The sequence below is a fragment of the Mumia spirodelae genome (assembly GCF_050632745.1).
Lineage (GTDB): Bacteria > Actinomycetota > Actinomycetes > Propionibacteriales > Nocardioidaceae > Mumia.
In genome coordinates this window covers 254,587-268,098 of the sequence record NZ_JBODSD010000004.1, presented here as the reverse complement: position 1 = coordinate 268,098, position 13,512 = coordinate 254,587, and the positions used below count along the sequence as shown (strand labels likewise).

Below are 13,512 nucleotides of genomic sequence, written 5' to 3'. Positions count from 1 at the left end.
GTCCCCGTTGTGCAGGGTTCCGGTCGGAATCTCCGCTCCAGAACCCCGTCCAACCCTTCACAACGGGGACGGGGCGGCGGGGGACGGCGCGCGCGGTTGGCTCGTGATGGGAGAATGAGACCGACATGTCTCACGTGAACCCGAACCCGCTCCCGCTCGTCTTCGAGCAGCCCAAGGGGCGGGGCAAGCCGCCGCGCCACCTGGCCGACCTCGACCTCGCCGCACGCAAGGAGGCGGTCGAGGCTCTCGGGCTTCCCGGTTACCGCGCCAAGCAGCTCTCGACGCACTACTTCACGCGTCTCGTGTCCGACCCGGCGGAGATGACGGATCTTCCCGCAGGCATCCGCGACCAGCTCGTCGCCGGTCTGATGCCGCAGCTGATCACCCCCGTCCGCACGCTCGAGGCCGACCGCGGCACGACCCGCAAGACGCTCTGGAAGCTCTTCGACGGCGCGCTCGTCGAGTCGGTGCTCATGCGCTACCCCGATCGCGCGACGATCTGCGTGTCGAGCCAGGCCGGCTGCGGCATGGCGTGCCCGTTCTGCGCGACCGGACAGGGCGGGCTGCAGCGCAACATGTCGACGGGCGAGATCATCGAGCAGGTCGTCGACGGAGCCCGGGCGATGGCGCGCGGCGAGGTGCCTGGCGGACCCGGCCGGCTCTCCAACGTCGTGTTCATGGGTATGGGCGAGCCGATGGCCAACTACAAGGCCGTGATCGGAGCCGTCCGCCGGATGGTCGACGACGGCCCCGAGGGGCTCGGGATGTCGGCCCGCAACATCACCGTGAGCACCGTCGGCCTGGTCCCGCGGATCAAGCAGCTGACCACGGAGGGCATCCCCGTCACGCTCGCGCTGTCGCTGCACGCACCCGACGACGAGCTGCGCGACGACCTCGTCCCGATCAACACGCGCTTCAAGGTCGCGGAGGCGGTCGAGGCCGCGTGGGAGTACGCCCGTACGACGAAGCGTCGCGTGTCCATCGAGTACGCGCTGATCAAGGACATCAACGACCAGGCGTGGCGCGCGGACATGCTCGGCGACCTGCTGCGGTCGTACGGCGACTGGGGCTGGGTGCACGTCAACCTGATCCCGCTCAACCCCACGCCGGGCTCGATCTGGACGGCGTCCGACCCCGCGGACGAGCGCGAGTTCGTCCGGCGGCTCGAGGCCAAGGGAATCCCGACCACGGTGCGTGACACGCGCGGCCAGGAGATCGACGGCGCCTGCGGCCAGCTCGCGGCGGCCGATGCCTGATCACGGGCCGGCCGGCGGTCCGCCGCCGGTGCGGGTGCCGTCGCTGCTGGCGACCGATCTCGACGGCACGCTGCTGCGCTCGGACGGGACGCTGTCGCCGCGCACCCGCGAGGCGATCCGGCGCGCCGAGGAGGCGGGGGTGCCGACGGTCTTCGTCACCGCGCGGCCGCCCCGCTGGCTGGACGTGCTGGCCGACGCGGTCGGCGACGCGACCGGGGGAGTGGCGCTGAGCGCCAACGGTGCCTTCGTCTACCACGTCGCGAGCCGGACCGTCACCGACCGCGGCACCATCGCCCCGGACGTGCTGCGCGAGCTCGGGACACTGCTGCGCGAGGCCCTGCCCGGCATCGCCTTCGCGGTCGAGCGCGCGGACGGGATGCGGCGCGAGGAACGCTTCGCGTACCGCCGGGAGGCGCCCGAGGCGCACAACCTCGACGACTGGGACGCGATCGCCTCCGCGCCCGCCGGCAAGCTGCTCGCCCGCCTGGACGGCAGCGACCCCGACGAGTTCCACGCCCAGGTCGCCGCCGTGCTGGAGGGGCGCGCCGAGCTCGGCTTCTCCGGCGCCGTCGGCCTGGCTGAGATCACGGCGCCGGGCGTCACCAAGGCGAGCGGTCTGGCCGCGTGGTGCGCCGAGAACGGCATCGCGCAGGACCGGGTGTGGGCCGTCGGCGACATGCCCAACGACCTCCCGATGCTCCGCTGGGCGGCGCGATCGTTCGCCGTGGCGAACGCCCACCGCGACGTGCTCGGGTCGGTCCACGAGGTGGTGCCGACCAACGACGAGGACGGCGTGGCTGCCATCCTGGACCGGATCGCCCAGCCTCGTCCCCTCGACCGACAGGAGCACCCGTGATCAGCGTGACCCGCGACGGCGCCGTGACGACCGTCGAGCTGCGGCGGCCCGAGCGCCGCAACGCCCTCGACCTCGACACCTGCGTCGAGATCCGTGAGGTGGTCGTGGGTGCGGCAGCGGACGGCTCGCGTGCGGTCGTCGTCACCGGGGAGGGCACCAGCTTCTGCGCGGGCGCGGACCTGACGGGCGTGTACGGCGATGCGTTCATCGAGGCCCTCTACGCGATGCTGCGCGCGATGACCGAGGTCGAGATCCCGGTGGTCGCGGCCGTCAACGGACCGGCGATCGGCGCCGGCACACAGCTGGCGCTCGCGTGCGACCTCCGGGTGGCCGCACCGACGGCGAAGTTCGGCGTGCCGACCGCGCGCAACGGCATGGCCGTCGACGCGTGGACGATCCGTACGCTGGCGGCGGTGGCCGGTGCGGGCACCGCGAAGGCGCTGATGCTCGGAGCAGACATGCTCGACGCCGAGACTGCGTACGCCCGCGGGCTCGTCGACCGCCTCGGCGACACGGCTGCGGCGAACGCGTGGGCCCAGGAGATCGCCGGGTTCGCGCCGCTGACGCTCGCCTACAACAAGCTCGTGCTCAACGCGGACCCCTCCGACCCCGCGACCGACGCGCGGATCGCGAAGGGCTGGGAGGCCTGCTGGGGCAGCGAGGATGTCCGTGAGGCCGCCCTCGCCCGCACCGAGAAGCGCGCTCCGGTGTTCCGGGGGGCCTGATGCCGGCCCAGGTGCTCGTCTTCGACGGAGACTGCGCGTTCTGCTCGACCTCCGCGCGCTGGCTGCAGCGCTGGGCCCCGTCCTCGCGGGCGCAGGTCGTGGCGTGGCAGCACGCGGACCTCGGCGCGCTCGGACTGACCGTCGAGGAGTGCTCGACGGCGGTCCAGTGGGTCGGGCCCGACCACGCTGCCGGCCCGGAGGCGGTCGCCGCCTACCTGCGGACGGCTCGCCCGCCGTGGCCCGTCGTCGGCCGGATCCTCGCGACCCGGGTGGCCACCGCGCTGGCGTGGCCGGCGTACCGGTGGATCGCGGCGCACCGTCACCAGCTCCCCGGCGGCACCCCGCAGTGCGCGCTGCCGCCGGCGACTCCGCAGGGCTCGGCGGGCGGAGGCGTGCGATGACCGAGCCCACCTGGTTCACCCGACCGAGCGATGGGGCGCCTGGCACGCTCAACGCCGTCTACGACCTCCTGGACCGGCCGGTCGTCCTGGGCCGTGCGGACGCGACGGCGGTGTCGGGCTCGGACGGTGCGCTGTCGTACGCGGTCCTCCTCGAGCAGGTCGCCGCGTTCGGCGGGCTGCTCCGCGCGCTCGGCGTCCGCCCGGGCGACGCCGTGGCCGTGACGGCGCCGGTGTCCACGGAGACGGTGGTCGCGCTGCTCGCAACGGCTCGGATCGGGGCCACGCCGTGGGTCGGGGGAGACCCGGCGGGGCTCGTCAGCACCAGCGACCCCGCGCTGGTCGTCGCAGACGGCGTCCAGATGGAGTCGGTCGCGGCTGCCGTCGACGCGCTCGACCCGCAGCGGCCGCGCGCGATCGTGGTAGTCCGGCCGGGGGAGTGGACGCTGCTGGAGACGCGGGACGTCGCCTGGGCGCCGGCGCTCAAGGCCGGGGGCACGGACCCCGCGGCGGTTCAGCCCGTCGTCGCCGGGACGCCGTTCGTCGTCGCCCCGGCGGGCGCCACGTACGCATCCCACGACCACGACGGTGTCGCCGGTACGCCGCCGGCCGGGGCGCTCGACGGTGCGGAGGGTGCTGCCTGGACCGGCGAGCTCGTACGGGACCTGGTCGCGTCCCTCGGCGCGGGCGGGGTCGCGCTCGACGGCTGAGGGGTTACTGCACGCCCCAGGCGTAGGTCTGCTTGCGCAACCGGAGGTACACGAACGTCTCCGTCTGGGTCACGGCCGGGATCGCGCGGATCTTGCTCGTGATGACGTCGAGCAGGTCGTCGTCGCTCTCGCACACGATCTCTGCCAGCACGTCGAACCGCCCCGTCGTGATCACGAGGTAGTCGAGCTCGGGGATCGCCGCGAGCGCGTCGGTCACCGCGAACACGTCGCCGTCGACCCCGATCCCCACCATCGCCTGCCGGGCGAAGCCGAGCTCGAGCGGGTCGGTGACCGCGACGATCTGGATCACGCCGGCGTCGGTGAGCTTCTGGACCCGCTGGCGGACGGCCGCCTCCGAGAGCCCGACCGCCTTGCCGATCGCCGCGTACGACCGTCGTCCGTCGACCTGGAGCTCGGCGATGATGCGCTTGGAGACCTCGTCGAGGATGACGCCGTTGGTGGTCTTGCGCTCGGTCATGCGCTCAATCCTGCCGGAGCCGGGGGTCTCGTGCCTGTTCGATGCCACGAGGTGAGTATTCACGGTTTCGGACCGGATTTGGGAGTTTCACTTCCTGAATTCGTTGCGAGAGCGTAAACAAGATACGGAATCCCTTGTCTGGGCTGCCAACCCCGTGTGAGGATTCCGCAAGTCGAACGCCGACCAGGGCGCCCGCGAGGCGCCTCGTACGGAATGAGGTCGCACACGGTGGTGAAGAGATCGTGGTGAGGCAGATCAGTCGCCGGACGATGCTCCGGGGGGTGGGAGGGGCGGCCTTCCTGGCAGGGAGCGCCGCCGTGCTCCCGCTCTTCGGGACGCCCGACCGCCGGCAGGACCCGGCGAACTGCGCGGCGACGGACCGCAGCTCGGACGGTCGGCTGATCGTCTCCAACTGGCCGGAGTACATCGACCAGCCGGACGAGGGCTACGTGACGACCATGGACGAGTTCCAGAAGGAGTTCGGGATCCAGGTCGACTACACCGCCGACGTCAACGACAACAACGAGTTCTTCGCGAAGGTCGTCAACCAGCTCGGCGCCTGCGAGCCGGTCAACCGCGACATGTTCATGCTCACGGACTGGGCGGCGGCGCGGATGATCCAGATGGGTTGGATCCAGCCGCTGGACGCGGCGAAGGTCCCGAACCTGCACAACAACCTCATCTCGTCGCTGCAGGGGCTCTCGTGGGATCCCAAGCGCGAGTTCTCCGCGCCGTGGCAGGCCGGCCTGACGGGCATCGCGTACAACAAGTCCAAGGTGGACGAGGTCGGCTCCTTCACGGACCTGCTGACGCGGCCCGACCTCAAGGGCCGCGTGACGCTGCTGACCGAGATGCGCGACACGATGGGCTTCCTGCTGCTGAAGAACGGCGCCGACCCGGCCGACTTCACCGACGACCAGTGGCAGACGGCGATGGACGACCTGCGCCGTGCCTCCGACGCCGGGCAGATCCGGGCGTTCACCGGCAACGAGTACGTCCAGGACCTTGCGGCGGGCAACATCGTCGCGTGCGAGGCGTGGTCGGGCGACATCCTGGCCGCGGCCGACCCCAACATCGAGTTCGTCGTGCCGGAAGAGGGCCTGATGATCTGGGCCGACAACATGCTCGTCCCCAACCAGGCCGAGCACGTCGCCAACGCCGAGAAGTGGATCGACTACTACTACCGGCCCGACGTCGCGGCGAAGCTCGCGGCGTGGGTGAACTACATCTGCCCTGTGGTCGGAGCGCAGGCCGAGATGGAGAAGATCGACCCCGAGCTGGCGGCCGACCCGCTGATCTTCCCCGACGACGAGACCCTGGCCATGACGCACTCGTTCATGGCCCTCGAAGAGTTCAAGATGCGCGAGTACGAAGGAGACTTTGCCGATGTCACTGGTGGCTGACGACACGACCACGCGCGACCAGGCGTCGACGGGTCGCGACCTGCGGCTCTCGGCCGTCACGAAGTCGTACGGCGCGTTCACCGCCGTACGCTCCCTCGACCTGGTCGTCCCGCAGGGCTCCTTCTTCGCCCTGCTCGGCCCGTCCGGGTGCGGCAAGACCACGACCCTGCGCATGGTGGCGGGGCTGGACACGCCGACGTCGGGCACGATCTCGCTGGGCGATCGCGAGATCACGTACGACAAGCCGTACAAGCGGCCGGTCAACACCGTCTTCCAGAGCTACGCGCTCTTCCCGCACCTCGACATCGCCGAGAACGTGGCGTTCGGGCTCAAGCGTCGGGGCGTCAAGGACACCAAGGCCAAGGTCGCCGAGATGCTCGACCTGGTCGAGCTCGGCGGGCAGGGCCAGAAGAAGCCGTTCCAGCTCTCCGGCGGCCAGCAGCAGCGTGTCGCGCTCGCGCGTGCGCTCATCAACAGCCCTGAGGTGCTGCTCCTCGACGAGCCGCTCGGCGCGCTCGACCTCAAGCTGCGCCGCGGGATGCAGATCGAGCTCAAGCGGATCCAGACCGAGGTCGGCCTGACCTTCGTCCACGTCACCCACGACCAAGAGGAGGCCATGACCATGGCCGACACGGTCGCGGTGATGAACGGCGGAGTGATCGAGCAGATGGGCGCCCCTGCCGCGCTGTACGACAACCCCGAGACGACGTTCGTCGCCAACTTCCTGGGCCAGTCCAACCTGCTCGCGGGCGACATCCTCGGACCCGACGGTGACGTCGTGAAGGTGTCGGTCCAGGGCACGACCGTCTCGATCCCGACCGGACGCTGCCACTCCGAGGGTGGCAAGGGCTGGGTCGGCGTACGCCCGGAGAAGGTCATGATCGCCGAGGTCGGCGGGGAGATCGACGCGCCGGGCAACCGGTTCGAGGGCGGAGTGGTCACCGACGTGAGCTTCGTCGGCGTCAGCACGCAGTACCTCGTCCGCATGCCGTGGGGCCAGGAGCTCATGGTGTTCGAGCAGAACACCGGACGGCGGCCGATCTTCGCGGTCGGCACGCCGGTCGACCTCTCGTGGCGGCCCGAGTACGCGTTCCTCCTCGACGCGAGCCAGGACGCGATGGCGGGCGTCGAGGACGGGGACGAGTGATGACCCACCAACCGCAAGAGGCGGTCGTCGAGCCGGAGGCCGTGGGCCTCGGCCCGTCGGGGGACGAGTCGGGGGAGTCCGGCGCGGCCGCGCGGCGACGCAGCGGGCGCTTCACCGGCTACTGGCTGATGCTGCCGTCGGCGCTGTGGCTCGCGCTGTTCTTCCTCATCCCGTTCTACTCGCTGATCGCGATGAGCCTGTACGACCCGGAGGGCTCGAACCTCACCGGGTACGACATGACGTGGCACTTCGCCAACTACGTCGACGTGATCCAGAAGTACTGGCAGCCACTGCTGCGGTCGTTCTGGTACGCCGCGCTGGCCACCGTCGCGTGCCTCTTCCTCGGCTACGTGCTGGCGTACGCGATCGCGTTCAAGGCCGGCCGCTGGAAGAACCTCATGCTGGTGCTGGTCATCGCACCGTTCTTCACCAGCTTCCTCATCCGGACGCTGTCGTGGAAGCTCATCCTCGCCGACGACGGCTGGATCGTGAACACGCTCCAGGCGGTCAACATCCTCGGCGCCGACGGGCGGCTCCTGGCGACGCCGTTCGCGGTGGTCGCGGGCCTGACGTACAACTTCCTGCCCTTCATGGTGCTGCCGCTGTTCGCCAGCCTCGACAAGATCGACCACCGGCTCGTCGAGGCCGCCGGAGACCTGTATGCGTCGCCGGCGCGGGCGTTCTTCAAGGTCACGCTGCCGCTGTCCATGCCGGGTGTCGTGGCCGGCACGCTGCTGACGTTCATCCCGGCGGCCGGTGACTACATCAACTCCGAGCTCCTCGGCAGCCCGAACCAGCGGATGATCGGCAACATCATCCAGAACCTGTTCACCAACCAGGGCGACTACGCGGCCGCCGGTGCGTTGTCGATGACGCTGATGATCGTGATCACGATCGGCGTCGTGCTCTACATCCGGCGCGCAGGGACGGAGGACCTCGTATGAGCCCGCTCCACAGGCTCGGCCGCTGGATCGGCGAGCACCTCGTCCTCGCCCTCGGGATCCTCGTCCTGATCTACATGTTCGTGCCGATCGCGATCGTGGCGCTGATGAGCTTCAACGACCCGTCGTCGCGCAACGTCTACAAGTTCGACGGGTTCACGCTGCACAACTGGCTCAACCCGTGCGAGCCGTCGGGCATGTGCTCGTCGGTGGTCCGCAGCATCGAGATCGGCCTGCTGGCGACGCTGGTGGCGACGATCCTCGGGACGCTCGCGGCGTTCGCGCTCGTCCGGCACCGCTTCGCCGGGCGCGGGCCGCTCAACACGCTGATCATCCTGCCGATGGCCGCGCCGGAGATCGTGCTGGGCTCGTCCATGCTGGCGCTGTTCGTGTCGGCAGGGTTCGGCGGCAAGCTGGGCTTCGTGACGATCTTCATCGCGCACGTCACGTTCTGCCTCTCGTTCGTCATCATCACCGTCCGAGCACGGCTGTCAGGGCTCGACGACAACCTCGAGCAGGCCGCGATGGACCTGTACGCGACGGAGAACCAGACGTTCTGGCGGGTGACCTTCCCGCTGGTGTTCCCCGGCATCATGGGCGCCGCCCTGCTGAGCTTCTCGTTGTCGTTCGACGACTTCATCATCACGAACCTCAACGCGGGTCAGACGGTGACGTTCCCGATGTACGTCTGGGGTGTCGCGCAGCGGGGCATCCCGATGCAGGTGAACGTGATCGGCACGGCGATGTTCCTCATCGCGGTCGTGATCGTCGTGGGCAACGAGGTGGCGCGCCGCCGCCAGTCCAAGGTCGCGGCCTAGCGCCGTACTCACAAGCGCCGCCGGCCCGCCCACCGCCTCCGCTCGGGTACCCCAGCGGAACCCGTCTGCCCCCACCGCACACACTCGGGGCAGTGGCGTCCCGCTCGGGTACCCCAGCGGCGGCAGGGATGGCGACCGGTGCGAAGGGCCCCGACCCACCGCAAGGTCGCCGCGTGGCGCCGTACGCCGCGTTTGCCGCGCCCGCACCGCAAGTGCCTCAGGTGCACCGCAGATCTGCGGTGCATGGGCGGTGTTTGCGGGGCGAGCGTGGCAAGCGCCGCCGGCCGAGGGCGCGCGCGGCGGGGCGGGGCGGCGTACGAGGCCTCGTCCCGCCGGCACGGGCGCACCCCTCCGCTCGGGTACCCCAGCGGAACCCGTCTGCCCCTACCGCACAGCCTCGGGGCAGTGACGTCTCGCTCGGGTACCCCAGCGGCGGGCGGCCCTAGCGGTCAGGGGGTCGCAGCCGGGACGGGGGTCGCCGCTGCTGGGGCTGCGCCGGCCCCGAGCGCGGCGCTGAACTCCGACTCCGGCCGCTCGAGCGGCACCCCGTCCACGACGATGTCGACGACCTCGTTGTAGAACGCGACCAGGTCCGTGATCGCCTCGGCCGCGCGGATCGGTGTCGGGTAGGACCACACGATGTTCTCCCGCGTCGTCGTGCCGTCGTCGTACGACCAGTAGCGGGCGTCACCCTTGTACGGGCAGGTGGTCGACAGGCTCGTCTCGCGCAGGTGCGTGAAGTCGACGTCCTCGGCGGGGAGGTAGTAGCGGACCGGGAGCCGCGTCTCGAACAGCAGCACGGGGCGCCGGCTGTCGGCGACTTTGACGCCCTCGACGAACACCTCGACGTGCCGCGAGCTCCTGATCGGGTCGACCCGCTTGTAGGGGTCGCGCGGGTGGCGGAAGATCTCCTCGTCCTCCTCGTACCAGTGCTCGACGCCGGCCTCGCGGCGCCGGAACCAGTCGACGCCGAGGTGGTCGCGCAGCCCGTCGACGTCGTAGGCGAACACGAGCGCCTCGTAGACCTCCTCGCCGAGGTGCAGGTTGTACCACTGGGCGACCTGCGGGTGCCGGCCGTGCGCCGGCGGAGCGGTGGGCGCGAGGAGGTCGGTACGCACGTCCGCGCGCGGGAACACGTAGCCGGGCACGGCGCTGCCGGGCTCCCAGACGAGCAGCGGCGCGAGGCTGTCGACGACGTCGAGTCCGTCGATGGTGCCGCGGACGCGTCGTTCGCTCGGCTCGTACGTGAAGGCGCCGGGCGGCACCGGGTGGCGGCGTGACAGCGCGCCGTCGGCGTCGAGGTCGGTGACGGTGATGGACACGGGGGTCTCCTCTGGTCGGGTACGGGGGTGGTCGTGGGGCGAGTCGGTGCCTTGGTGGGCGCCGCTGCCTCCGCCGCGGAGGTTGTCGCGCAGGCCGTAGGTCCACTGCGTGACGGGCGGCTCGCGGCGTCCGCCGTCGACCTCGGTGGTGACGAGCTCGTCGAAGAAGGCGACGTGGCCGGCGATCCCGGCCACCTCCGGGAGGGGGTCGGGGTAGTACCAGGCGACAGCGCGCTCGGGGTCGGAGGCGTGGGCGTAGTAGGAGGCGGTGCCCTTGTAGGGGCAACCGGTGTGCAGGGGGAGATCGACCAGGGCGGCCCGGTCGAGGTCGGCCAGGGGGATGTACCACCGCGTCGGCAGACCCGTCTCGAACACCGCGACCGGCCTTCGGGTGTCGGCGACGACCTGGTCGCCGACCCGGATCACGACGTGGCGCGTGCTGGGTACGGCGTCGACGCGGTGGCGAGAGCTGCGCGGGTGGATGGCGACCGGCTCGTCCTCCTGCAGCCAGGAGTCCAACGCGTCGAAGCGGAGACCGACGTAGCCGTCGAGTCCGTCGATCGCGTACTCCCACGCGGCAGCGGCCCTGCGGTCACCGTCGACGACCAGGTCCCACCCGTGCGCGGCGCCCGGGTGCAGGGCGGTCGGCGACGGCTCGGCGGGGGAGAGGAGGTCGGAGCGTACGTCGTCGGCCGGCACCGCGAAGAAGGTGACCGCCTTGCCGGGCTCGGAGATCACGAGGGCGCGCTCGGTGTCGACGAGCAGCGTGCCGGCGACGTAGCCGCGCAGACGTGGCCCGAAGTCGAGCCGGGTGATCTCACGGGTGGGCGGGGTGTCGGCCATGGGCTCCTCCAGGTCGCTCGCGGGTGGCAGGTGGTCTCGAGTGAACGACGCGGCTGCGTCCCGCGCGGCGGCGTCTCGCCTGGCGACCGCTGAGGCGGCCGATGGGGGCCTTGCGTTTCAAGACCGAAACATAGTCGAGTAAGTCAAGTGTTTCAATCCTGAAACATCACTTTCCGCGCGCGACGGCCCCAGATCCCCGCCATCACAGGGATCGGAGCGCTTGAGAAGGCGTCTCGCCAGACGTCAGGAGCATCCAGAACCTGAGAACCGGGCTTCGAGCACGGCCGCCCGTTTGCAGACTCGGGACTCGATCCGACCCGTGAGAGCACCGAGGAGCTCACCGTGACCGCAACCCGAGATGCGCTGCCTGGAGCGGACGTCCCCCCGCCCGACGACGTCCGGCTGGAGAACACGCTCGACCGCTGGGCGGCGCGGACGACGGCGTACCGACCCACGGGCGACGAGTCCGTGGCGTTCGCCGACGAGATCGTCGGAGCCGGCGCGCTGTCGACGCTCGCCCGCGTCGTCGACGCAGACGAGGACGCGCACGCGGTGACGCTGGTCCGTCGTGTGTCGACGGTGTCCCCGGAGGTCGGGAGCGCGCTCGCGGCCCACGTCCGCGCCGCCGTGCGTGTCCGCGACCTCGGTACGGACGCCCAGCGCGCGCTGGCCCGGTCCGCCGCGCACGACGGGCTCGCCCTGGGGTGGGCCGAACGGGTCGCCGAGGGTGGGCGGGCGCCCGGGGACCGGACCGGTCTGCGACTCGCGCCGGCACGGCTGACGAGCGCCCTGCGGCTCGGGGCGTACGTCGCCCCGGTCGACGGCGCGGACGGCTCCCGTGCGGACGCGCTCGTCCCGGCGCCCGAGGGTCGGATCGTCGCCGATGTCGCGCTCGGGCCTGACGCCCTGCTGCGGTCGCCCCACGGCCCCACAGGGGACGCGGCCCGCGCGGTCGATGCGCTCACCCACGCAGCGGTCAGCCTCGGAGTCGCGTCCCGGCTGCTCGACGCGGCGGCCCACCACACCCGGTCCGGCCGCCCCTGGTCGGGACGCACCTACGACCGCCTCATCGACGACCCGTACGTGATCGTGCGCTTCGGACGCCTGCGGGCCGAGCTGCACGCGGCCCTGCGGCTGCTCGACGACACGGCCGCCGGAGCACGCCGCGGTCGCCCCAGCGGGGCGGTGATCGCGAAGGCCGCCGCCGCAGCGGCGCTCGTCGGGGTCGTGACCGAGCTCCCGGACCTCGCCGGCGCGACGAGCACCGACGACGACGCGCTCTGGGAGGCGACCCGTGCCGCCCGGACCCACGTGCTGTCCGACTCGACGGCATGGAACGAGGCCGTCGTCGGCCAGGCGCTCCTCGCAGCGGCCCCCGCCGATCCCGGGTCCGTCGTCGTGCCGGGCCCGGCCGACGTGCCGGTCCTCCCCGACGTCGACGCCGTGCTGGCGACCGCGGCCGACGTCGCGCGGTTCCTCGCCCAGGGTGCGGCCGAACGCGACCGGGATCGGCGCCACCCGACGGCGGAACTCCAGGTACTCGCTCGAACCGGCCTGCTGGGCGTCACCGTCCCCGTCGCGTTCGGCGGCCTCGAGGCGGGTACGGCCGTCGTGGCCGAGGTCGTCCGGCTGATCGCCGCCGCCGACGCCTCGATCGCCCAGATCCTCCAGCCACATTTCAGCGCGCTCGAGACGATCCGGCTCTCGGGCACCCCCTCCCAGCAGGAGCACTTCTTCGCCGAGGCGCTCGCGGGAGCGCGTTTCGGCAACGCGAACGCCGAGCTCGGGACCAAGTCGGCGGGCGACATCCGCACGCGGCTGCTGCACGCACCCGACGGTGGGTTCACCGTCGACGGCGTGAAGGCGTACACCACCGGCTCGTACAGCGCCGACTGGATCCCCGTCAGCGTCCGCGACCCCGCGGGCAACCGTGCGTCGGCGCTGGTGCGCCGCGACGCCGAGGGCGTCGAGATCGTGGACGACTGGTCCGGCATCGGGCAGCGCACCACGGCGAGCGGGACGACCACGCTCGACGGCGTCCGCGTCTTCGAGGAGCACGTGATCGCCCAGTGGCGCGCAGGGGAGGGGGCCCACCTCGCCGGCGCCAAGGGCAACATCGTGCACGGCGCGGTCAACGTGGGGGTCGCCGCGGGCGCGCTCGAGGCGACGCACCGCTACGTCGTCACGAAGGCGCGTCCGTCGAAGGACCTCGGGATCGAGTCCGTCGTCGAGGACCCGCACGTGGTCCGCCGGTTCGGCCGGCTGGCGACCCGGCTCGCGCTGGCCGAGAGCGCGCTCGCCCGGGCGGCCGACCTCGTCGACGACGCCGAGCGCGCCGGGACGCCGCAGAGCATCTCGGCGGCCACGGTCGCCGCCGCCGAGACCGAGGCCCTCGGGAGCGAGGTCGCGCTCGAGATCGCCTCGGAGCTGTTCGCGCTCTCGGGGGCGAGCTCGAGCCGGTCGGAGCTGGGTCTCGACCGCTACTGGCGTGACGTCCGCACCCACAGCCTCCACGACACGATGATCTGGAAGCTCCACCAGTCCGGTGACGCGCTGCTGAGCGGCGCCTACTACTTCGGCAACCGCCGGACCGTCTTCTGACCCTTCACCACTGC

At 71.5% G+C, this 13,512-nt stretch carries 12 protein-coding genes; 10 read left to right on the top strand and 2 right to left on the bottom strand.

The window, feature by feature from the left end; genetic code table 11:
* Positions 1-125 precede the first annotated feature (125 nt).
* From rlmN to ACQSSQ_RS19165, 5 genes are read left to right on the top strand one after another with little or no spacing between them, the layout of a single operon-like run.
* The gene (gene rlmN, locus ACQSSQ_RS19185; protein WP_431328727.1) at positions 126-1,256 is read left to right on the top strand and encodes a dual-specificity RNA methyltransferase RlmN; all 1,131 of its coding nucleotides are present in this window, start codon (positions 126-128) and stop codon (positions 1,254-1,256) included.
* Complete coding sequence (locus tag ACQSSQ_RS19180; RefSeq protein WP_431328726.1) at positions 1,249-2,112, top strand: HAD family hydrolase; 864 nt, start codon at positions 1,249-1,251, stop codon at positions 2,110-2,112. The genes rlmN and ACQSSQ_RS19180 overlap by 8 nt, the downstream gene beginning before the upstream one ends.
* Positions 2,109-2,837, top strand: a complete 729-nt coding sequence (locus tag ACQSSQ_RS19175) for an enoyl-CoA hydratase (protein WP_431328725.1) — start codon at positions 2,109-2,111, stop codon at positions 2,835-2,837. The genes ACQSSQ_RS19180 and ACQSSQ_RS19175 overlap by 4 nt, the downstream gene beginning before the upstream one ends.
* The gene (locus tag ACQSSQ_RS19170) at positions 2,837-3,238 is read left to right on the top strand and encodes a thiol-disulfide oxidoreductase DCC family protein (protein WP_431328724.1); all 402 of its coding nucleotides are present in this window, start codon (positions 2,837-2,839) and stop codon (positions 3,236-3,238) included. Before ACQSSQ_RS19175 ends, ACQSSQ_RS19170 begins: the two co-directional genes overlap by 1 nt.
* Positions 3,235-3,945: an AMP-binding protein gene (locus tag ACQSSQ_RS19165; protein ID WP_431328723.1), complete on the top strand. Its 711-nt coding sequence runs from the start codon at positions 3,235-3,237 to the stop codon at positions 3,943-3,945. The genes ACQSSQ_RS19170 and ACQSSQ_RS19165 overlap by 4 nt, the downstream gene beginning before the upstream one ends.
* A 4-nt stretch (positions 3,946-3,949) precedes the next feature.
* Here ACQSSQ_RS19165 and ACQSSQ_RS19160 read toward each other — a convergent pair whose 3' ends face one another.
* A complete protein-coding gene (locus ACQSSQ_RS19160; protein WP_431328722.1) occupies positions 3,950-4,423 on the bottom strand; it encodes an Lrp/AsnC family transcriptional regulator in 474 nt (157 codons plus the stop codon).
* A 245-nt stretch (positions 4,424-4,668) separates the two neighbouring features.
* Here ACQSSQ_RS19160 and ACQSSQ_RS19155 point away from each other — a divergent pair, with 245 nt between their 5' ends.
* Genes ACQSSQ_RS19155 through ACQSSQ_RS19140 form a run of 4 tightly spaced genes read left to right on the top strand, consistent with a single transcriptional unit; the run spans position 4,669 to position 8,732 of the window.
* Entirely contained in the window at positions 4,669-5,826 is a 1,158-nt protein-coding gene (locus ACQSSQ_RS19155; RefSeq protein WP_431328721.1) for a polyamine ABC transporter substrate-binding protein, read from the top strand.
* Positions 5,810-6,973 carry an ABC transporter ATP-binding protein gene (locus tag ACQSSQ_RS19150; protein WP_431328720.1) on the top strand — a complete coding sequence of 388 codons (1,164 nt, stop codon included), beginning with the start codon at positions 5,810-5,812 and terminating at the stop codon, positions 6,971-6,973. The genes ACQSSQ_RS19155 and ACQSSQ_RS19150 overlap by 17 nt, the downstream gene beginning before the upstream one ends.
* Positions 6,973-7,917, top strand: a complete 945-nt coding sequence (locus ACQSSQ_RS19145) for an ABC transporter permease (protein ID WP_431328719.1) — start codon at positions 6,973-6,975, stop codon at positions 7,915-7,917. Before ACQSSQ_RS19150 ends, ACQSSQ_RS19145 begins: the two co-directional genes overlap by 1 nt.
* Entirely contained in the window at positions 7,914-8,732 is an 819-nt protein-coding gene (locus ACQSSQ_RS19140) for an ABC transporter permease (protein WP_431328718.1), read from the top strand. The genes ACQSSQ_RS19145 and ACQSSQ_RS19140 overlap by 4 nt, the downstream gene beginning before the upstream one ends.
* Before the next feature lie 449 nt (positions 8,733-9,181).
* Here the strand turns inward: ACQSSQ_RS19140 and ACQSSQ_RS19135 are convergent, their stop codons facing one another.
* Entirely contained in the window at positions 9,182-10,897 is a 1,716-nt protein-coding gene (locus ACQSSQ_RS19135; protein WP_431328717.1) for a DUF427 domain-containing protein, read from the bottom strand.
* A 342-nt stretch (positions 10,898-11,239) separates the two neighbouring features.
* On the opposite strand from ACQSSQ_RS19135, the gene ACQSSQ_RS19130 reads away from it, so the two are divergent.
* Complete coding sequence (locus ACQSSQ_RS19130) at positions 11,240-13,498, top strand: acyl-CoA dehydrogenase family protein (protein WP_431328716.1); 2,259 nt, start codon at positions 11,240-11,242, stop codon at positions 13,496-13,498.
* Positions 13,499-13,512: the final 14 nt, after the last annotated feature.

Excerpts from the sequence above, each read along its gene's own strand:
- ACQSSQ_RS19145 (WP_431328719.1), top strand. The coding sequence starts at position 6,973 with ATGACCCACCAACCGCAAGAGGCGGTCGTCGAGCCGGAGGCCGTGGGC.
- rlmN (WP_431328727.1), top strand. The coding sequence starts at position 126 with ATGTCTCACGTGAACCCGAACCCGCTCCCGCTCGTCTTCGAGCAGCCC.
- ACQSSQ_RS19170 (WP_431328724.1), top strand. The coding sequence starts at position 2,837 with ATGCCGGCCCAGGTGCTCGTCTTCGACGGAGACTGCGCGTTCTGCTCG.
- ACQSSQ_RS19165 (WP_431328723.1), top strand. The coding sequence starts at position 3,235 with ATGACCGAGCCCACCTGGTTCACCCGACCGAGCGATGGGGCGCCTGGC.
- ACQSSQ_RS19150 (WP_431328720.1), top strand. The coding sequence starts at position 5,810 with ATGTCACTGGTGGCTGACGACACGACCACGCGCGACCAGGCGTCGACG.
- ACQSSQ_RS19140 (WP_431328718.1), top strand. The coding sequence starts at position 7,914 with ATGAGCCCGCTCCACAGGCTCGGCCGCTGGATCGGCGAGCACCTCGTC.
- ACQSSQ_RS19135 (WP_431328717.1), bottom strand. The coding sequence starts at position 10,897 with ATGGCCGACACCCCGCCCACCCGTGAGATCACCCGGCTCGACTTCGGG.
- ACQSSQ_RS19160 (WP_431328722.1), bottom strand. The coding sequence starts at position 4,423 with ATGACCGAGCGCAAGACCACCAACGGCGTCATCCTCGACGAGGTCTCC.
- ACQSSQ_RS19180 (WP_431328726.1), top strand. The coding sequence starts at position 1,249 with ATGCCTGATCACGGGCCGGCCGGCGGTCCGCCGCCGGTGCGGGTGCCG.